This is a genomic window from Escherichia sp. E2562, assembly GCF_005781075.1.
Classification (GTDB): Bacteria; Pseudomonadota; Gammaproteobacteria; order Enterobacterales; family Enterobacteriaceae; genus Escherichia.
Genome location: NZ_VATM01000008.1, coordinates 172,973 through 196,188, shown reverse-complemented (window position 1 = coordinate 196,188; position 23,216 = coordinate 172,973). Strand labels below are relative to the sequence as shown.

Below are 23,216 nucleotides of genomic sequence, written 5' to 3'. Positions count from 1 at the left end.
TCTACACCACCATCAACTGATGATTCGCCAGCAAAGTGGCGAGGTCGGTATGCACGCCCGTCAGCGTGACCACGTTAGTTGCCGCAAAAGTGCCGCCCGTGCCGTCGCGGTCGATCTGCACGATGGTGTCGCTGCCGCTCTGGGTGACTTTGACAAAATCACCGATGTTTCCGGCCTGCGCATCCAGCGTCGCCACGCCGTTGACGTAGCTGGCTTTGCCATTACCGGTATAGCCGCTGCCCTGTAACAGCTCGCGGATATCAATGCGATCGGTGTCGGCGGTGCCTTCCCATGTCCCTACCGTAAAGCCATTCACCACGTCCGAGCCATTGCCGCCAGTGGCATCGCTGGCGTTGAGCAGTTTATAGAGCAAGGTGTCATGGCCCCCGTTGCCGATGTTGATGGTGTCGTTACCGCCGCGCCCTTCCAGTTGGTTATCGCCGCTGCTGCCCGTCAGGGTGTCGTTAAAGTTGGAGCCGGAAATGCCTTCGATATTGGTAAATGTCGAGGTGTTAAAGCCGGTCGCCTGGGCAGTGGTGGTGCTTAAGTTGGCGGTGATCCCCACTGTGGAGAGGCGGAAATCGACCACGTCCATTCCGCCGTTCGCCAGCCAGGTCCCGGTGCCGGAGCTGTACACCCAGCCGCCGGAACCGTCGTAGGTGTCGGTGCCAGCAGTAGCGAAGAAGGTGTCGTTATAGCCCGTGCCGACGAACTTGCCGTTGTTGCTCGCCGTGCCTGCTTCGGCGCTGAGATCGTAAGCGTGGGTAGCATCTGTGGCATGTAAACCGCCCCAACTGGTATTCACCGTCTGGTCAATATTGCTGGCAGTGGTGCCGGTGGATTTGATCAGCACCGCGTTGTAGGTTTCTCCGGCATTCAGCCCGTAGAAATTGACCAGCGCCGAGGTGTCGTTGACGCCCATCCCCGACTGCGGGTTGATGATTTGCGTAGCGACCAGCACTCCCGCCGAGTTGTAGAGTTTTACGGTATTACCGTAATAGACGTTAATGCCGTTGGGATCGGTGATGCGCAGGTGCAGCGAGGTGCCGTAGCTCACCGTGTTGGTGTTACGGATGAGGAACACGCTGCCCGACTGTTTGGTCACCAGCACATCCACCGCGCCGTCCCAGTCGTAATCCATTGCCGCCACGCCGCTGGTGATGCCGCTCTGGCTGCCGCCGAGGGTAGATTGTGTCCAGTTACTGGCATTACTGACGTTAGTATAGAGGTACGACTGCCCGGTCTGAGCAATACGCGCGATATCCATTAACCCGTCATGATCCCAGTCCACTGCCACGCTGAACTGGCTGGCATAGGTTGTACCCGTTGCCCCCACCGCCACCGGATTCCCCAACACGCCGTTGGTATTGAATAACAGCGAGCCGTAGTTAGCTCTTCCCTGGCTGGCGGGCAGGTAGAGGTCCATATCGCCGTCACCATCGAAATCTGCCCAGGTCATGGAGACAGACGTCGAGTTACCACCGCTGCCTGCAACGCTGAGGAAGGTGTTGATGGTGTTCTGCCCCCAGACAAACGTGCCGTTGCCCTGGCTGATGAGCGATGAAAGGGTGTAGTAGTTATTCAGGTTGAAGGTGTGCTGAACCAGGTCTACCCTGCCGTCATTGTTGAGATCGACGCCGGAACCTTCGTTAAGGGAAAGATAGCCGTTCACCACCCCACCGACCGTGGCGCTCCCTCCGTTGTTGGCGGTGGTGGAGTTGCCTACCAGGGTGCCTGCGTTATTCCACAGGAAGGTGTTGGAGTCCGGCCCGCCTGCGTCGCCAATCCAGAAATCGAGATAGCCGTCGCCCTCTTTATCAAACGCCACAATCGAGCCATACCACGTCAGCGTGCCGACGTTCACCTGAATCGCGCTGGAAAAGGTGCCGTCGCCGTTATTGGTAAAGCCGTTGATATAGCCCGTACCGTAGTCATCACGGGTGATAAACAGATCGCCCGTGCCGTTACGGTCATAATCGGCAATTGAACTGGTGGCGTAGTTGTTGCCGCTTTGCACCAGCGTCAGTGCGGTCTTCGACCAGGTGAGCGGATCGGTTGATTGCATAATTTGCTGGTTAGCCAGCACCGTCCACATCCCGTGGTTGTCGAGGCCGTAGGTCAGCCCCCAAGCGGTCGTTTTATTGGCAGTTGTCCAGGCGGGCGTGTAATCAATCGCCGCGTTGACCGTCACCGTGCCGTTGCTGACGTTGGCGGTGTTGCCGTTGCCCGCCGAGCTTTTTACCTGCGCGGTGACGTTATAGGCGGTCGCGGACGCCGCCAGCACATCGGTATCCGGTAACTGCACATACCAGGTGTTATGCGCCGGATCGACTACCACCGCACCGCCCGGCTGCGAGGTGTAGGTTTTGCCATTGATGACCACTTCGACATACTGCCCGCTGGCGAGCGCGGCAGTGATCACCCCGCTGATAATCGGCGTGGTATCGCGCGTGGTCTGGCTGGTGATTTGCGCCAGCGTGGTCGGAATAGAAGTATCGACCGTCAGGATAAAATCACTGGAGGAGGTGATATTCCCTGCCAGATCCACTACCCGCGCGCTGTAGGTGTACGCGCCGCTGACCAGCCCGCTGTCGCTGTAGGTCCAGTTCAGCGCACCTACCATCGTCACCGCGCCTAACAGCAGACCGTTACGGTAGAGGTAAACCACTTCACCGCTGGCCAGCGGACCGGAGAGCACGCCGTTCAGCAGTGGCGTGGTATCGTCAGTGGCCTGCGAACTGCTTAACGTCCCCTGCCGCTGCCCGACATCATCGGTATACGACACAATAGTTGGCGTGGCGGTGGGGTTAATCGTATCGACCACCACCGTTTTCGACACCACCGGGCCGGTATTTCCCGCCAGATCCAGCACCCGCACCTGATAAACATAGCTGCCATCGGTCAGCGTGCGGCTGTCGGTGTAAGTCCACTGCGTGCCGTTGGTAGTGAGCGTGGTCCAGGTCGCACCGCCATCAAGGCTAATCTGCGCCACTTCGCCGCTGGCAAGCCCCGCCCCCAGCGAACCGGTCAGCGTGAGCGAGGTATCACTGGTGATAAAGTCGGTGGCCGAACTCCCCGTGTCGGTGCTGATGCTGGCTATAGTGAGCACCTGCGCCGGGTTAACGGTGTCAATCTGCGCCGACTGGCTGCCGGTTGCGCCAACGTTGCCCGCCAGATCGACCACTCGTACCTGCCAGGTCGTCGTGCCATTCGTTAGCGTGCGTCCGTCAACGTAACTCCAGTTCAAGCCGTCTGCCGCCAGCGTTACGTTCACCCAGGTTGCACCGTTGTCGGTACTGATTTGCGCGAACTCATTAGCCCCTAGCGCCGCGCCCAGTACGCCGCGCACGGTAAGCGAGGTATCGCTGGTAATAAAATCGCTGCTGCTGGCTCCGGTGTCATCGCTGATGCCGGTAATGGTGATGCTTTTCGCCGCTTCCGGGCTGGTGGTGTCGACCACCACGTTTTGCGTTGCGGTCTGCCCAACATTCCCCGCCAGATCCACCACCCGCACCGTGTAGTTCCAGGTGCCGTCGGTCAGTGTGCGACCATCGGCATAGCTCCAGCTGGTGCCGATAACGGTTAACGTGGTCCAGGTAATCCCGCCGTCGAGGCTGATTTGCGCTCGTTCATCAGCGGCCAGCGCCGCACCGAGCGTACCGCGCACGGTCAGCGTGGTATCGCGGGTAACAAAATCGCTGCTGCTTAACCCGGTGTCATCGCTGATGCCCGCAATGGCGATGGTTTTGCTCGCCAGCGGCGCGGTGGTGTCAACGGTGACAATCTGGCTGGCGGTCGCACCGATATTTCCGGCGGTGTCGATCACCCGCACCTGATAGTTGTAGTTACCGTCAGCCAGCGTGCGTCCATCAAGGTACGTCCAGGTCAAGCCGCTTACGGAAAGATTCTGCCAGGTTGTACCGCCGTCGATGCTGATTTGCGCGAACTCACCGGCAGCCAGCGTCGCCCCCAGCGTGCCGCTTACCGCAAGCGTCGTGTCGCTGGTGATAAAATCGTTAGTGATCAATCCGGTATCGGTGGTGATCGCGCTGATGGCGATGGTTTTTACTGCTGGATCTGGCGCGATGGTGTCGATCACCACGTTCTGGCTGTCGGTCGCGCCGACGTTGCCCGCCGCGTCAATCACCCGCACCTGATAGAGATAATTGCCATCAGTGAGCGTGCGGCTGTCGTTATAGCGCCAGGTCGTGCCAGTGACGGTGAGTGTGCTCCAGGTTGCGCCGCCGTCGATACTGATTTGCGCCGTCTCGTTACTGGCAAGCGCGGCGGTGAGCGAGCCGTTGACCGCCACCGGGCTGACGCTGGTGATAAAGTCGCTGGCACTAAGGCCAGTGTCGGCTTGCAGGGAATCGATATTAATCCCCATCGCCGGGGCGCTGAGATCGACGGTAATAGTGTGATTACTGTTACCGGTGTTGCCAATGGCGTTGCTTACCGAGGCGTTAATCACATAGGCATTGCCGTCCGCCAGCGCGGTGACATCGGCGCTGCCGAGCGTGTAGCTCCAGCTACCGCCCGTCTGCACGGTGGTGGTGTAGGTTTTGCCGTTTAAGGTCAGGGTCAGCGTCTGCCCAACTGGGGCGGTGGTGGTGCCGCTGATCACCAGCGACGAGCCATGTTCCGCCGCGTTCACTACATCGTCGCCCGCAAAAGTGTTGATGGTGACGGTAGGCACATCGCCGTTCAACGTCACGCCACGGCTGGCGCTACCGGGGTTTCCCGCCTGATCGCTGACCGTCGCGCTAATGGTGTAGCTGCCGTCGCTTAATCCGGTAAACTGCTGCGCCGGAATAAAGACCGACCAGCTTCCGCCGCTGCCGACCGTGGCGGTCCAGCTCTGACCGTTAAAGTTGACGGTCACCGTCTGACCCACTTCGGCGGTGGTGGTGCCGCTGATGGTCTGCCCGGCAAGCTGCTCGGCGTTGTTGATAATATCGTCACCCGCCACGGTGGCGATGGTCACCGTTGGCGCAACGGTGTCAACGGTCAGAGCGTGCGTGGCCTGTCCAGGATTGCCCGCGCGATCGTTCACGCTAGCGGTGATAGTCTGCGCGCCCTGCCCGAGCGCGGCCAGATCCGCCGCAGGCACGTTCAGCGCCCAGGTGCCATTGGCGGCAACCGTGGCGGTATAGGTTTTGCCGCCAAACGTCACGGTGACCGTCTGCCCCACTTCCGCGCTGGTCGAGCCGTTAAGGGTTAACGGCTGCTGCTGTTCGGCGGCGTTGAGTCGATCGTCCGTCGAAACGGTGTTAATGCTGATAATCGGTGCGGTGAGATCCACCGCTACGCTGCGCGAGGCCGTGGCGCTGTTTCCGGCGCTGTCCTGAGCGGAGGCGCTAACCGTGTAGCTGGTGCCATCGGCAAGAGCCGCAACGTCTGCCGCAGGCACATTCACGCTCCAGCTCCCGTTGCTCTGAATGGTAGCGCTGTAGCCTTTGCCGTTAAGCAACACGGTCACCACCGTGCCTGTCGCAAAATTAGTGCCAGTGCCGCTAAGGGTCAGCGCATTGCCTGCTTCGGCGGCGTTAATAAGGTTATCGCCGCTGATGGTGCTGACCGAGAGCGACACCACCGCCGTGTTCACCTGCACGTTGTGCGTCTGCGTGCTGCTGTTGCCTGCGCTATCGGTGATGGTGGCGCTGATGGTCACCGTGCCGTCCGCAAGGCCAGAAATCACGCTGGCAGGCACGCCGATGCTCCAGTTGCCGCTGGCATCGGTGCTGGTAACGTACTGCTGCCCGGCGATGGTCACCACCAGGCGGTCGCCCGCTACCGCGCCCGTGGCGGTGCCGCTGATAATCTGCGCCTGAGTATGTTCGACGTTGTTAATCACATCATCGCCCGCCACGGTGTTAAAGCTGATGACGGGCGCGGTGGTATCGACGGTCACGCCTTTGCTGGCGCTGCCGGGGTTACCCGCCAGATCGCTGACCGTGGCGGTCAGGGTGTAGCCGTTATTAGCAAGCGTGGTTAAGGCGCTGGCAGGCAGCGTTAAACTCCAGCTGCCGTCTGCCTGCACCGTGGTCTGGTAGTTAGTGCCGTTAAGCGTGACGGTGAGCGTCTGCCCGGTTTCCGCCGTGCTGGTGCCGGACACCGTTACGCCCGCCGCCGCTTCGCTGGCGTTGATGATGTTATCGCTGGCAATGGTGTTGATGGTGACCGTTGGCGCGGCGCTATCGACGCTGTATTCGTGCGTTGCTGTGGCGCTGTTGCCGTTGACGTTAGTCACCCGCACCTGGGCGCTGGCATCGCCGTCACGCAGCGCCGCCAAATCCGCAGCCGGAACGGTGGTGCTCCAGCTACCGTTTGCCGCCACCGTGGTGGTGTAGGTTTTGCCACCAAAGGTAATGGAAACGGTTTGCCCCGCTTCGACGCCGGACGTGCTGCCGGAGAGCGTTAGCGCCGCGCCTTTTTCGGCAGCGTTAATCACATCATCGCTGGTGATGCTGTTCATGCTGATGGCGACGGCGGTGAGATCAACGGTCAGCGGATGGGTAATGCTGGTTTGCGTTCCGGCACTGTTCGCCCCGCTAACGGTAATATTCAGCGTTCCCGCAGGCCAGTTACTGACATCCGCCGCCGGAACGCCGACGCTCCAGCTGCCGTTTGCCAGCACCGTGGCGGCGTAAGTTTGGTTATTAATCACCACCGTCAACGCCGTACCTGTGGCAAAGCCGGAGCTGCTGCCGGTAATCACCTGCGCCTGAGCGTGTTCGATGATATTGACCACATCATCGCCTGCGACGGTATCCACCCGCAGGCCGGGCAGACTGGCATCGATGGTGATATCGCGCGTGCCGCTGCCGGTGTTGCCAACGGCATTGGTTACCGAGGCGTTAACCGTTAACTCACCGTTACCCAGCGCCTGCCAGTCGGCGGCTGGTACGCTCACACTCCAGCTTAAATCTGGCTGCACGGTGGCGGTGTAAGTTTTACCGCCCAGTTCAACGGTGACGGTGCTGCCCGCCGCCGCGCCGGTTACCTGGCCGCTGATGGTTTGCGCACTGCCTGCTTCAGCGGCGTTGATAATATCGTCCGTCGCCACCGGATTAATGGTGACGCCCGGCAGCGCGGTATTGACCTGCACGTTATGGCTGGCGGTGCTGCTGTTGCCCTGAGCATTGGTGACGCTCGCCGTGACGCTGTAGGTCGCTTCGCCCAGCGCACTGACCGCCGAGGCGGGCACGGTGACGCTCCAGTTGCCGGAGGCGTCGGTAGTGGCGCTGTAGTTTTGTCCGTTCAGCGTGACGGTGACCGCCGTACCCACAGGTTGATCGCTGGTGCCAGTCAGTTGTAGGTTCGATCCTTTTTCCGTCGCGTTGATCACATCATCGCCCGCGATGGTGTTGATGCTAATCACTGGCGCGCTGAGGCTGACGGTAACGGTGCGGCTGGCGTCGTCGCTGTTGCCTGCCCGATCGCTGACGCTGGCGGTGATGGTCTGTGCGCCGCTACCCAGTGCCGTAACATCCGCCGCCGGTACGCCGACGCTCCAGTTACCGGAGGCATCCAGGGTGGTGGTGTAGGTTTTGCCGTTGAGCACAACGCTCACCACATCGCCCGCTTCCCCGCCCGTGCTGCTGCCGGAAATCACCAGCGCCTGCCCGTGTTCGGCGTCGTTGATGATGTCATCGCCCGCCACGGTGTTAATGGTGAGAACTGGCGCGGTGGTGTCTACCGCCAGATTATGGCTGGTGCTGCCGGGGTTGCCCGCTTTGTCGTTGACCGTGGCGCTGACGGTGTAATTGCTTGCGGTCAGCGCGCCTAAGGCTGAAGTGGGAACACTGACGCTCCAGCTACCGTCCGCCTGCACATTGCCGCTGTAAGTTGCGCCATTAAGGGTGACGGTGACCGTCTGCCCGGTTTCGGCGGTGCTGGTGCCGCTGATGGTGAGCGGGCTTCCGGCCTCCGTGGCGTTAAGAATATCGTCGCTGGCGATGGTATTAATGGTGAGCGTCGGCGCACTGGCGTCAACGCTATACGCATGGGTCGCCGAGGCACTGTTGCCGCTCGCGCTGCTGACGCTGGCCTGCACGTTCGCCGCGCCGTCTGGCAGGGTTGCCAGATCTGCCGCCGGAACGTTCACGTTCCAGCTCCCGTTAGCGGCGACGCTTGCGGTGTAGGTTTTGCCGCCAAAGGTGACGGTAACGGTTTGCCCGCTTTCAATCCCGCTGGTGCTACCAGAAAGGGTCAGATTGGTGCCTTTTTCGGCGGCGTTAATCACGTCGTCGCTGGCGACCGTATTGATGCTGATTGCCACCGCCGTTAAATCGACGGTGAACGGATGGCTGTCGCTGACCGGGTTTCCGGCGCTGCTCTGTCCTGCCACGTCAACGGTTAACGGCCCCGCAGGCCAGGCGCTGACGTTTGCCGCCGGAATGCCGACACTCCAGTTCCCATCCGCCTGTACCGTGGCGGCATAGGCCACACCGTTGATGGTGACCGTCAGCGCTGCGCCTGCATTCAGGCCGCTACTGCCGCCAGTGATTATCAGCGCCTGCCCGTGTTCGATACTGTTGACGATATCATCGCCCGCCACCGTATCCACACGCAGCCCTGGCAGGTTGGCGTCAATGGTGATATCTCGCGTGCCGCTACCCGTATTGCCATTCGCGTTGGTCACCGAGGCGTTAATGGTCAAATCGCCATTGCCCAGCGCCTGAAGATCGGCTGCCGGAACGGTGACGCTCCAGCTTAAGTTGCCCTGTACCGTGGTGGTGTAAGTGTTGCCGCCCAGCGTCACGGTGACCGTATCGCCAGCTGCGGCACGAGTGACCACCCCGCTGATGGTTTGATCGGCCCCTGCTTCGGCGGCGTTGATAATATCGTCACCCGCCACAGTATTGATGGTGACGCCCGGTAGGCCGCTGTCGACCAGCAAGTTCGCCTGGCTGCTGGCGGTGTTACCCGCAGCACTGGTGGCGCTGGCGCTGACGGTATAGTTGGCCTGACCTAAGGCCGCCAGATCGCTGACCGGAACGGTTAAGGTCCAGTTGCCCGCCGCGTCGGTGGTGGCGCTGTAGTTATGACCGTTGAGCGTGACGGTAACCTGTGCGCCTGTCGCCAGCCCCGTACTGCTACCGCTGATGGTCAACGGCTGGCCTTTTTCATCGGCGTTCAGGACGTTATCGCCGCTGATGGCGTTAAAGGTAATTGACGGCAGGCCAGTATTGACCGTCACCTGATGCGTGGCGCTGCCGCTGTTTCCGGCGGCATCGGTGACGCTGGCGTTAATGGTCACCGTGCCGTTCGCCAGCGCCGAGACGACGCTTGCCGGAACGCCGACGCTCCAGTTACCGCTGGCATCCAGCACGGTGGTAAAGGTGTTTGTGCCGATAGTCACCGTCACGGTGCTACCGGTTGCCGCGCCAGTAGCGGAGCCGCTGATAATCTGCGCCTGGGCGTGTTCCGTCGCGTTGATCACGTCATCGCCCGCCACCGTGTTGATGGTGACGACCGGAACGGAAGTATTCACCGTCAGGTTGTGATTAACCGAGGCCGGGTTTCCGGCTTTGTCGCTCACCGCCGCGCTAACGGTGTAGTTGCTGGCGGTCAGCGCGCTTAAGTCGGCTGGCGGCACGCTGACGCTCCAGCTGCCGTCCGTCTGTACAGTGCCGGTATAGTTTGCGCCATTGAGCGTGACGGTCACCGTCTGCCCCGCTTCCGCCGAGCTGCTGCCGTTGATGGTCAGCGCCGTACCCGCTTCCGCGGCATTAAGAATATCGTCGCCCGCGATGGTGTTGATGGTCACCGTTGGCGCGCTGGCATCGACGCTGTAAGCGTGGGTTGTGGTGGCGCTGTTGCCATTAACATTGCTGACGCTGGCCTGTGCGCTGGCATCGCCATCACGCAGGGCTGCCATATCCGCCGCCGGAACCGTGGTACTCCAGGAACCATTCGCCGCGACGCTTGCCGTGTAGGTTTTGCCGCCAAAGGTGACGATGACCGCTTGTCCGGCTTCGACACCAGAAGTGCTGCCGGAGAGCGTTAACACCGCGCCTTTTTCAGCGGCGTTAATCACATCATCGGCGGTAATGGCGTTGATGCTGACGGCAATCGCCGAGAGATCGACAGTCACCGGATGCGTAACGCTGACCGGGTTTCCGGCGGTGGTGTTGCCACTTGCCGCAATCGTGACCGTCCCCGCAGGCCAGGCGCTGACATCCACCGCCGGAACGCCGACGCTCCAGGTGCCATCCGCCAGTACCGCCGCAACATAGGTTTGCCCGCTAATGGTCAGCGTGACGTTGCTGCCCGCCGCCAGACCGGAACTGCTGCCGGTAATCACCAGCGCCTGCCCGTGCTCGATAATGTTGACCACATCATCGCCAGCGACAGTATCGACCCGCAGACCGGGAAGATTCGCGTCGATGGTGATTTCACGCGTGCCATTTCCGGTATTGCCTACGCTGTTCGTCACCGAAGCCGAAATGGTCAGTTCGCCGTTGCCCAATGCCTGTAAAGCGGCTGCCGGAACATTAATACTCCAGCTTAAATTCGCCTGCACCGTGGCGGTGTAAGTCGCCCCGCCGAGCGTGACGGTTACCGTGTCGCCCGCCGCCGCGCCTGTGACCTGACCGCTGATGGTCTGGCCCGCGCCCGCTTCGGCAGCGTTAATAATATCGTCGCTCGCCACAACGTTAATGGTGACGCCCGGCAGCGCAGTATTGACCTGCACGTTATGGCTGGCGGAACCGCTGTTGCCATCAACGTCAGTAGCGGAGGCGGTTACCGTGTAAGTAGCTTCACCGAGCGCGCTCACGGCGGATGCCGGAACGGTCACGCTCCAGTTACCTGAGGCATCGGCAGTAGTGGTGTAATTTTGCCCGTTGAGCGTAACGGTTACCTGCGTACCCGCAGGCTGGTTGCTGGTGCCGGAAATCGCCAGATCCGCACCTTTCTCCGTGGCGTTGATAATGTCATCGACGGCAATGGTGTTGATGCCGAGCACGGGTGCGCCGAGCGCCACGCTGACAGTGTGCGAGGCTGTGCCGCTGTTGCCTGCGGAGTCGGTGACCGTGGCGGTAATGGTTACATCACCCTGCGCCAGCGCGGAAATCACGCTGGCAGGCACGCCGACGCTCCAGTTGCCGTTGGCGTCCAGCACGGTGGTGTAGGTGGTCGTGCCAATCGTCACGGAAACCGTGTTACCCGTCGTCGCGCCCGTTGCCGAGCCGCTGATAATCTGCGCCTGAGCATGTTCCGTGGCGTTGATGATGTCATCGCCCGCCACCGTGTTAATGGTGACGACTGGGGCAACGAGATCTACCGTCAGATTATGCGTTGCCGAGGCCGGATTTCCGGCTTTGTCGCTGACCGCCGCGCTCACCGTATAGGGACTTGCGGTGAGGTTGGCTAAATCGCCAGTTGGTACGCTGACGCTCCAGCTACCGTCAGCCTGTACGTTCCCGCTGTAACTGACGCCGTTTAGCGTCACGGTCACCGTCTGCCCGGCTTCTGCCGTACTGGTGCCGCTGATGGTCAGCGCCGATCCCGCTTCAGCGGCATTAAGAATATCGTCTGCGGCGATGGTGTTGATAGTAACGGATGGCGCGGTGGCATCAACGCTGTAAGCATGTGTTGCCTGGGCGATGTTGCCAGCTACGTTGCTGACGCTGGCTTGTACGTTTGCTGCGCCGTCCGGCAAGGTTGCGAGATCGGCTGCTGGGATCGTCAGCCCCCAGGTATTATCCGCGGCAACCGTGGTGGTGTAGCTTTTGCCGCCGAAAATAACGGTGATGGTTTGCCCCGCTTCCACATCGGAGGTGGTGCCGGAGAGCTGCAAATCGCTGCCTTTTTCGGCGGCGTTAATGACATCGTCAGTGGAGAGTGTATTGATGGTAATCGCCACGGCAGCGAGATCGACCGTGACCGGATGAGTAATGCTGGTTGTGGTTCCGGCGGTATTAGTGCCAGAGACGGCAATATTGACCGTCCCCGCAGGCCAGTTACCCACGTCCGCCGCCGAAACGCCGACGCTCCAGCTGCCATCGGCGAGTACCGTTGCGCCGTAGGTGACGTTGTTGATTTCCACTGTCAGTGGCGTTCCCACCGCCAGTCCGGTACTGCTGCCGGTTACCACCAGCGCCTGACCGTGCTCGATAATATTGACCACATCATCGCCTGCTACGGTATCGACGCGCAGACCTGGCAGGTTGGCGTCTATCACGATGTCGTGTGTGGCGGTGCCGGTATTGCCTGTGGTGTTGGTGACCGAGGCGGTGATGGTCAGCTCACCGTTACCTAACGCCTGCAAATCAGCCGTCGGTACGCTGACGCTCCAGCTTAAATCTGGCTGCACGGTGGCTGTGTATTGATTACCACCGAGCGTGATAGTGACCGTGTCCCCTGCTGCTGCCGTCCCCGTAACCTGACCGCTGATGGTCTGGTTAACGGCAATTTCAGCGGCGTTGATAATGTCATCACCAGCTACGGTGTTAATGATTACCCCAGGCAGGAGTGATTCGACATTCACCGTATGGGTGGTACTGCCGCTGTTGCCTGCGCTGTCGGTGGCGCTGGCGCTAATTTGATACACTGCCTCGCCCAAGGCACCGACTGCCGAAGCTGGCACGGTAACGCCCCAGTTGCCGGAACCGTCGGTGGTGGCGCTGTAAGCCAGGCCGTTCAACATCACGGTGACCGTGGAGCCCGTCGCCAGGCCGCTGGAGCCGCCGCTGATGATTAGATCCTGGGTTTTCTCTGCATTATTAATAATGTCATCACCGGAGACAGTGTTGATGGTCAGCGTCGGGCCGCTGAGATCAACGGTCACATCGTGAGTCGTGCTGTCGCTGTTGCCCGCGCGATCGCTCAGGCTGGCGGTAATGGTCTGGCTACCGGTCGCCAGCGCCGTGACATCCGCCGCCGGAATACCGACGCTCCAGTTACCGGAAGCGTCCAGCGTGGTGGTGTAGTTTTTGCCGTTGAGCGTGACGGTGACCACATCGCCGGGTTCCGCGCCCGTGCTAGTGCCGCTCACCAGCAGCGCCTGCCCGTGTTCGATAGCGTTGATAATGTCATCGCCCGAAACGGTGTTAATGGTGAGATCCGGCGCGGTAACGTCCACCGCCAGCGCATGATCGGCGCTTGCCGGGTTACCCGCTTTATCGCTCACCGTCGCAGTCACGGTATAGCTGCTGGCGGTTAATCCGCTTAAATCCGTTGCCGGAACATTCACGCTCCAGGTGCCATCGGCCTGGACGGTGGTCTGGTACGTGTTGTTATTGAGCGTGACGGTCAGCGTCTGCCCGGCCTGCGCCGTGGTGGTGCCGCTGATGGTGATCCCCGCGCCCGCTTCGCTCACATTAAGAATATCGTCGCTGGCGATGGTGTTGATGGTAATGATCGGCGCGGTGCCATCGACGCTGAAAGCATGAGTCGCCTGGGCGCTGTTGCCGTTAATATTGCTGACGTTCGCCTGCACGTTGCCCGCGCCGTCTGGCAACGCAGCGAGATCGGCAGGCGGTACATTCACCGTCCAGCTACCGTTGGCTTCCACGGTGGTGGTGTAATTTTTACCGCCAAAGGTGACGGTCACCGTCTGTCCGGCTTCCACGCCGCTGGTGCTGCCGCTTACGACCAGCGTTTCGCCTTTCTCCACGGCGTTGATCACATCATCGCCGGAGAGAGTGTTAATGGTTATGGCGACTGCCGCCAGATCGACGGTAAGCGGATGGGTAATGGTGGAGGTTGTTCCGGCGCTGTTAGTGCCGCTTACCGTAATATCCACCGTACCCGCAGGCCAGTTGCTGACGTCGGCCGCCGGAACGCCGAGATTCCATGTGCCATCGGCTAAAACCGTGGCAGCGTAAGTGACGTTGTTGATCACAACCGTTAACGCCGTTCCTGCCGTCAGTCCAGTGCTGCTCCCGGTAATCACCAGCGCCTGACTGTGCTCAATGCTGTTAATAACATCATCACCCGCTACGGTATCGACACGCAGGCCAGGCAGATTGGCGTCGATAGTGATGTCTCGCGAGCCGCTGCCCGTGTTACCAACGCCATTGGTGACCGAGGCGTTAACCGTCAGAGAACCGTTACCCAGCGCCTGAATATCCGCCGCCGGAACGCTGACACTCCAGCTTAAATTAGCCTGCACCGTGGCGGTGTAGGTGTTGCCGCCCAGTTCAACGGTGACGGTGCTGCCCGCCGCCGCGCCCGTGACCTGACCACTGATGGTTTGCGCATTGCCCGCTTCGGCAGCGTTGATAATGTCATCGGTCGCCACCGCGTTAATGGTGACGGCAGGCAAGGCGCTGTTGACCAGCACGTTATGGCTGGCGGAATTGCTGTTGCCTGCCGTGTCAGTGACGTTTGCTGTTACCGTGTAGTTGGCCTCACCCAGCGCGCTAACCGCTGAGGCTGGCACCGTGGCGCTCCAGTTACCGGAAGCATCTGTAGTGGCGGTGTAATTTTGCCCGTTCAGCGTCACCGTAATGGTGGTGCCTGCGGGCTGATTACTGGTGCCGGTGATTTGCAGATCCGCGCCTTTTTCCGTGGCGTTAATGACGTCATCGCTGGCGATAGTGTTGATGCCAATGGTTGGCGAGGTGAGATTCACAGTGATCGTGCGGCTGGCATCATCGCTATTACCTGCTACATCGGTAATAGTGGCAGTGATGGTTTGCGGGCCGCTGCCCAGCGCAGTGACATCTGCCAGCGGAGCGCCGACGCTCCAGTTGCCGGAAGCGTCCAGCGTGGTGGTGTAGGTTTTACTGTTTAACGTGACGGTGATGACATCGCCCGCTTCGCCGCCAGTGCTGGAACCGGAGATCACCAGCGCCTGCCCGTGTTCGGCGGCGTTAATAATGTCATCGCCGGAGACGGTGTTGATAGTCAGCACCGGAACGATGAGATCCACCGCCAGACCGTGGGTGGCGGTCGCCGGGTTACCCGCCTTGTCGTCTACCGAGGCGCTGACCGTGTACTGGCTGGCGGTCAGATTGCTGAGATCCGCCGTCGGTACGCTGACGCTCCAGCTGCCGTCCGCCTGGACGGTGCCGCTGTAAGTCACGCCATTAAGCGTGACGGTTACCGTCTGCCCCGCTTCGGCGCTACTGCTGCCGCTGATGGTTAACGGATTGCCCGCCTCGGCGGCGTTAAGAATATCGTCGGTGGCGATGGTGTTAATGGCAAGCGTCGGGGCTGTGGCATCGACGCTGTAAGCGTGGGTTGCCGAAGCCGTGTTGCCGTTAATAGTGCTGACGCTGGCCTGCACGGTGGCGTCACCGTCGCGTAATGCGCTGAGATCGGCGGCAGGCACGGTGGTTGTCCAGCTGCCATCGCCCGCTACGGTGGCGGTGTAGGTTTTGCCGCCAAAGGTGACGGTGACGGTTTGCCCCGCTTCCACGCCGGAAGTGCTGCCGGAAAGGGTTAAATCGGCCCCTTTTTCAGCAGCGTTAATCACATCGTCGCCGGAAACGGTGTGAATGGAAATCGCCACCGCTGCCAGATCGACGGTGACTGGATGGGTGATGGTGACCGGGTTTCCTGCGCTAGTAGCACCTGAAACCGTGATATTCACCGTCCCCGCAGGCCAGTTGCCCACATCTGCCGCCGGAACACCAACGCTCCACGTGCCATCGGCTAATACCGTCGCAGCGTAAGTGACCGTGTTAATCACCACCGTCAGTGCCGCGCCCGCCGCCAGCCCGCTGCTGCTACCAGTAATCACCAGCGCCTGACCATGCTCGATGCTATTGACCACATCATCGCCCGCCACGGTATCAACGCGCAGACCTGGCAGGTTGGCATCGATAGTTATATCGCGCGAACCGCTGCCGGTATTGCCAACGCCGTTGGTCACCGAGGCGTTAACCGTGAGGTCGCCATTACCGATGGCCTGAATATCCGCTGCCGGAACGTCCACGCTCCAGCTTAAATTGCCCTGCACGGTAGCGGTGTAGGTTTTCCCGCCTAGCGTCACGGTAACCGTATCGCCCGCCGCCGCGCCCGTCACCTGACCGCTGATGGTCTGCGCCACGCCCGATTCGGCGGCGTTAATAATATCGTCAGTCGCTACCGGATTAATGGTGACACCCGGCAACGCGGTATTGACCTGCACGTTATGGCTGGCGGAATTGCTGTTGCCTGCGCTGTCGGTGACGTTCGCCGTCACCGTGTAACTGGCTTCGCCCAGCGCACCGACGGCGGAGGCTGGCACCGTGGCGCTCCAGTTGCCTGCGGCGTCCGTCGTGGCGAAGTAATTTTGCCCGTTAAGCGTCAGCGTAATTGTGGTGCCTGCGGGCTGATTGCTGGTGCCGGAAATTTGCAGATCCGCGCCTTTTTCGGTGGCGTTAATCACGTCATCGGTGGCGATGGTGTTGATGTCAATGGTCGGCGCGGTAAGGTTAACGGTAACCGTGTGCGTCTCGCTGTCACTGTTGCCTGCCGCATCGGTAACGGTCGCCGTCACGGTTTGCGGGCCGCTGCCCAGCGCCGTGACGTCCGCTGCCGGAACGCCGACGCTCCAGTTGCCGGAGGCATCCAGGGTAGTGGTGTAGGTTTTATTGTTTAACGTGACGCTGACGACATCTCCCGCTTCCCCGCCTGTGCTGGAACCGGAAATCACCAGCGCCTGCCCGTGCTCGGTGGCGTTAATAATATCGTCGCCCGCAATGGTGTTGATGGTGAGTACCGGAACAGTGAGATCCACCGCCAGATTATGCGTGGTGCTCGCCGGGTTGCCCGCTTTGTCATTGACCGTCGCCGTCAGGGTGTGGCTGCCATCCGTCAATGCCTCAAGATCTGCCGCCGGAATATTAATACTCCAGCTGCCGTCGGCCTGTACCGTTGCCTGATACGTCTGCACGGTCGGGCTATTGAGCGTTATCGTAACGATCTGCCCTGCCTCGGCAGTGGTGGTGCCGCTCACCGTCACGCCCGCGTCAGCTTCGCTGGCGTTAACGATATTGTCGCTGGCAACGGTATTGATAATGATGGTCGGCGCGCTGCTGTCGACGCTGTAGTTATGCACCGCCGAGGCGCTATTGCCATTGATATTGCTGACGCTGGCCTGCGCGGAGGCGCTGCCATCGGTTAATGACGCCAGATCGGCGGCGGGAACGGTGGCGGTCCAGCTACCATCGCTCGCCACGGTAGCGGTGTAGTTTTTACCGCCAAAGGTCACGGTGACCGTTTGCCCGGCTTCTACATTCGTGGTGGTGCCGGAAAGCGTTAAATCAGCGCCTTTTTCTGCGGCGTTAATCACATCGTCCGTGGCGATAGTGTTGATGGTGATCGCCGCCGGAGTGAGATCCACCGTTACCGGATGCGTAATGCTTATCGGATTTCCGGCGCTACTTTCCCCGGAAACGGCAATATTAACCGTCCCCGCAGGCCAGGCGCTAACCTGCGCCGCCGTGACGCCCACGCTCCAGCTACCATCGGCCTGCACCGCAGTGGTGTAGTCCACATTATTAATCGTAACGGTAAGCGGCGTGCCTTCTGCCAGCCCCGAGCTGCTGCCACTAACTACCAGCGCCTGCCCATGTTCGATGATATTGACCACATCATCGCCCGCCACCGTATCGACCCGCAGGCCGGGCAGATTAGCGTCGATGGTGATATCCCGCGTGCCGCTGCCGGTGTTGCCGTTTTGATTGGTGACCGAGGCGCTCACCGTTAAATCGCCATTACCCAGCGCCTGAATATCTGCCGCCGGAACGCTCACGCTCCAGCTTAAATTGGCCTGCACGGTGGTGGTGTAAGTATTACCGCCCAACGTAATCGTTACTGTGTCGCCAACGGCGGCTCCAGTAACCTGCCCGCTGATGGTTTGCGCAACGCCCGCTTCGGCGGCGTTAATAATATCGTCGGTTGCCACCGGGTTAATGGTCACACCGGGCAGCGCGCTGTCGACCAGCACGTTATGGCTGGCGGTGGCGCTGTTGCCGATACCGCTGGTCACCGCCGCCGTTACCGTGTAGTTGGCCTGGCCCAGTGCGGTTACCGCCGATGCCGGAACGGTGACGCTCCAGTTGCCGGAGGCGTCGGTCGTGGTGGTGTAATTTTGCCCGTTCAGCGTCACGGTTATGGCGGTATTGGCTGGCTGATCGCTGGTACCGGTAATCTGGACATCGGCCCCTTTTTCGCTGGCGTTAATCACATCATCGCCAGCAATGGTGTTAATACCAATTACTGGCGCGGCGGTATCGACCGTGACGGTCAGTGACTGGCTACCCGTGTTTCCGGCACGGTCAGTCACTGAAACGTTGACAGGATAACTGCCGTCCACCAGCCCACTGACCACCGAGGCCGGAACGCCCAGACTCCAGTTGCCGGAAGCATCCACCACCGTGGTGTAATTCACATTATTCAGCGTCACAGTGACGATATCGCCCGCCTGTGCGCCAGTGACCGTGCCGCTGATAATTTGCGCCTGAGTGTGTTCCGGCGTGTTGATGACGTTATCGGTCGCCACCGGATTAATGGTCACCACGGGCGGCGTGGCATCGACCAGCGCTACGCGTGAAACGCTGGTCGGATTACCCGCGACATCGTTCACGCTGGCGGTGACCGTGGCGTTGCCGTCAGCCAGTGCGCCAACGTTGGCGGCAGGTACGGTCACACTCCAGGTGCCGTCTGCCTGCACGACGCCCTGATACGTCTGCCCATTCAGCGTGACGGTCACCGTCTGCCCCGGCTGGGCGTCAGTGGTGCCAGTGATTTGCAGATCCTGACCACTTTCGGCGGCGTTGATGACGTTATCGGCGGTCAGCGAATCGATACTTAAGGCTGGCGCCTGACTGTCGACGGTAATGGTGCGGGAGGTGTCGCCAGTGTTACCGCTGATATTAGTGACGGTCGCGGTGATTTCTGCTGCGCCATCGGGCAGGCTGCTTACCGCACTGGCGGGAACGGTCAGGCTCCAGGAACCGTCATTCTGAACCGTGGTCGTCAGGGTTTGCCCGGCAAATTTCACGACTACCGTTTGCCCGGCCTCTACTCCTTGAGTGGTGCCGGTCAGCGTCAGCGGCGCACCTTTTTCTGCGGCATTGATAATGTCATCGCCGGAGACGGTATTGATAACAATCGCCACGCTACCCGCATCAACCAGCACATTATGGTTGATAGAAACCGGGTTACCTGCCGGATCTTCCGCACTGGCGGTAACAATAACCGTGCCCGCAGTGAGCGTCTGCAAGTCCGCAGCTGGAACACCCACCTGCCAGTTGCCGTTGCTGTCGGTCACGCCCTGATAGCTTTCGTTGCCGAGTGTTACCGTCACGGTAGTGCCCGCAGGTAAATGGCTACTGCTGCCAGAAATGACCAAATCCTGCTGCTGTTCGAGAGCGTTAATAACGTCATCACCGGAAACAGTATTGATACGCAGTCCCGGCAGCGTGGCGCTGATGGTGATATCACGCTCACCATTACCAGTGTTGCCATGCCCGTTCGTCACAGAGGCATTTATCGTTAACGCCCCATCGCCCAGCGCCTGTAAATCCGCCGTCGGTACGTTCACGCTCCAGGTAAGGTTGCTGCCCACCGTCGCCGTGTAGGTATGACCGCCCAATTCAATAGTGACGGTATCACCCTGCACCGCACCCACGACGCGCCCACTGAGGGTTTGATCTGCCGCTGCTTCGGCGTTGTTAACAATGTTGTCGCCCGCAAAGGTGTTGATGATCACCTGCGGCAGCACCGTATCGACCAGCAAATTGCTCTGCGCGGTGCCGGTGTTGCCGGTCACATCGGTGGCGCTGGCGGTAACGGTGTAATTGGTGTTTGCCAGATTCAGGACATCGCTCACCGGAACATTCAGCGACCAGACGCCGCCGCTGACCTGAGCGCTATACGTGACATTATTCAGCGTCACGTTAACCGTGCCGCCGTCAGGTAAATTGCTGGTGCCACTTAACGTGAGCGGCTGCTGAGATTCCAGCGCATTCAGTACGTTATCACCGCTGATGGTATCTATTGCCACCTGCGGCGCGACGCCTGCCAGCGTGATGTTATGGGTCGCTGTACCGGTATTTCCAGCGGCATCAGTAACTGTGACGATGATGTCGTTAGGGCCACGCGCCAGAGTACGGGTTACCGCCGGATCAAGCGCTACGTTCCAGCTGCCGTCTGCCTGTACCACGCCTGTCAGAACTGTGGCACCTAACTTCACGGTGACGATATCCCCCGGAGAAGCCCCACTGACCTGACCGGAAATAATCTGCGCCACAATCTGTTCAGCGGTGTTAAGAATATCGTCGCCAGCGATGGTGTTAACGCTGACCACTGGCGCAGTGGTGTCTACCGTGAAATTCGCATTGTTACTGGTGGTATTTCCTGCCCGGTCGCTGACGCTGGCATTTACGGCGTAGTTGCCATCGGCCAGCGCCTGCACTTCTGCGGCAGGCAGCGTCACTTGCCAGGTTCCGTCGCTACCGACGGTTGCTGTGTGGGTGACGCCGTTCAGGTTCAGGGTTACGATTTGCCCCGCTTCCGCATTCGATGTACCGCTTAACACCAGCGCGGCGTTATGTTCCGCGGCACTGACAATGTTGTCCTGGGCGATGGTGTTGATAGCAAGTGTCGGCGGTTGGGTATCGACCGTTAACAGTTGCGCGCCAGTGACCGTATTACCCGTGGCATCTTTCCCACTGACCAGCACCGCCTGATTCCCTTCGCCTAACGCCTGTGCATCGGCGGTCGGTACTTGTACGCTCCAGACACCGTTAGCCCCAACGGTGGTGGTGTAGGTTTTGCCGTTTAGCGTAACGGTGAGTTCTGTTCCCTGTGCCAGATGGCTACTGGTGCCAGAAAGCGTAAATCCAGCGGCCTGTTCGCTGGCGTTAATAATGTTATCGCCTGCGGTGGTGGCGAGCTGTATGGCGGCCTGACCATTGTCGATGGTTAACGTTATCGACCCGGCGTTGGTAATGGTGCTACCGACGATCTGCACCACTGACCAGGTATGTTCGCCCGCGCTTTGCGTGGGCAAATCGACGCTCCAGCGTCCATCGCTACCGACCTGAGTACTGGCGATGGTGTCACCATTGCTGTCTTTAATCTGGATGGTCGCCCCCGCCTGCCCGCTGCCGCTAAAGGTTGGCGTAGTGTCATCGGTGGTATCGTTGGCGGAAAGAATACCGCGTTGATCGCCCTGATTATCGGTTACCAAAAACGATGGCGTGGCGTTGCCGGGTTCGGCTGGCGGTGGGTTGTTAACCACTTCAGTTTTTGAGCCATCATCGCCACCGCTTGCCAGTAAAGCGCCAAGCGCGCCGCCACCTACCGCCGCCCCCGCCAGCCATCCCCACGGGAAAGCCGTCGTCTGACCGACAATATCAAGGTACGGCGCAATGCTTTCAATTGCGGTGGTCTGAGCGGTCAGCTCCACAGGCGCTAATCCACCTGCCGCGGTATCGGCAAAGGTGACATGAGTCAGCTGTTGACCATCGGCAAACACCAGTTCGGATTGTTCGCTGGTATTTGCCGCTTGCAGGAAATAACCGTTGCAGCGGATCACCGTGCCGTCCTGCATATAGATCAACAAGTCATTTCCGTCACGAACATAACGCGCAACGGCAGATGCCTGAGCATGAACCTGCACCACAGAGGGCTCATAAATGACAACCGTAACGTCGCCAGGATTGATCAGCGTTTGTTTGACGGATGTTTTTCGCGAAATAACATCAATAATCAGGCTCATAATGGCATTCCTGATAAATGGCGCACATCCTTAGCGAGTCCATTTATCTAAATAAGACAAAGGTAATCACTCAACAACGATGCATACCTGATATTAATAATGGCAGGATTATTTCAAGTCGGGTAAGTCGTTGTATAAGCCCTGTTTAATTCCCGCTAATGGAATAAGGTTATTAACCGCAGCGGCATAATTCACTGCGGCGACCCAGCCATCATAATTGGCATTTATTTCAGCCGATTGCGCCTGAAAGACATCTTGCTCGACGGTTAATAGATCATTCAGGCTGCGTTTACCCAATTTATATTCATTTTGGTACACATCTCTCGTTTTGTGCGCACTTTCAGATTGCGCTAACCCAGCCTCTTCACGACCCCGTGCGCCAGTCCAGTTGGCATACGCCACCGACGCTCGTTGAAGCACGTCCAGTTTTGCCTGCTCAACCTGCGAAGCAGAGATTTTTTGTTGCCCTTCGGCCTGTTGCACCTGGGCTGAAACCGCGCCGCCCTGATACAGCGGCGCGTTGACGTTCAGTTGTAACTGATCATCCCAATACGAGCGGTCGCTGGTCTGGTAGCGCGTTTTGCCGCCCTGAATACTGAGCGTAGGCCAGTATTGCGATTTGGTTTTCTCCACGCCGTACTGGGCAGACTGGCGTAAGTTTTCTGCCGCCAGTACCAGCGGGATGGACTGATAGTCGATATTTTTTAGCGACACTGGCTGTTCGGCTAATGCGGCTGGCGGCGACGCTATCGCCTCCGGCTGTACGCCTGTGAGCACCGCCAGCTGTGCTTTGGCGCTTGTCATCTGTGCCTGATATTGTTCCAGCGTCGAGCGCATTCCCGCTATACGCGTTTGCGCCTGTAACTCATCGGATGATGAATTAAGCCCGGCGTTGGCGCGTAGTGCGGCCATGTTGTAGACGTTTTCCAGAGAGTGAATGTTACGTTGCGCTGCGTCGCACAAAGCCTGATAACGACTGACTTCCATATAGGTCGTCGCCGTCTTTTCGGCTACGTCGGTTAAGGTTGCCATCAATTTAAAGCGGTAGCTGTCACGAGCGGCAGTTTGCAGTTTGATATCGTTACTGGTTTTACCAAAGTCATACACCAGCTGCGTCAGGGTTATGCCATAAGAAACGTTGTTATCCAGCCTGCCGCTGGAGTCCGTTTGCCGGGAAGGCCCCGCATTACCCGTTAAACCGATGTGCGGATACCAGGCGCTTTTGGCTTCATCGATTTGCGCTTCACCAATACCTATCTGCGCCGCCTGTTGGGTGACGTCGGGGTTTCGCGCAAAGGCACGCAATATGCTTTCCTGTAACGATAAACTGGCAACCGGCGTAACCGCAGGAGCATTGGCCCATTGCGGTAATGGCGCAGCAAGCGCGTCTCCACCCATCACAATAAAACTGATTAAAAATATCAGACCTTTATTTTTACGGTTTTTTAATTGTAATCGCGCCATAGATAAGTCACTTCCTTCCAGGTCATTATTTTAACTGATCTTTATAACCAGCATCATTTTATTTAAGAAGGGTAATAACTTG

General features: G+C 59.5%; 2 protein-coding genes. Both read right to left on the bottom strand.

What is annotated here, in order from left to right:
* Position 1 precedes the first annotated feature (1 nt).
* Entirely contained in the window at positions 2–21,670 is a 21,669-nt protein-coding gene (locus FEK43_RS13940) for an Ig-like domain-containing protein (protein ID WP_138158595.1), read from the bottom strand.
* Between the two features lie 108 nt (positions 21,671–21,778).
* On the bottom strand, positions 21,779–23,134 hold the full coding sequence (locus FEK43_RS13935) for a TolC family outer membrane protein (RefSeq protein WP_130215513.1): 1,356 nt from the start codon (positions 23,132–23,134) through the stop codon (positions 21,779–21,781).
* Positions 23,135–23,216: the final 82 nt, after the last annotated feature.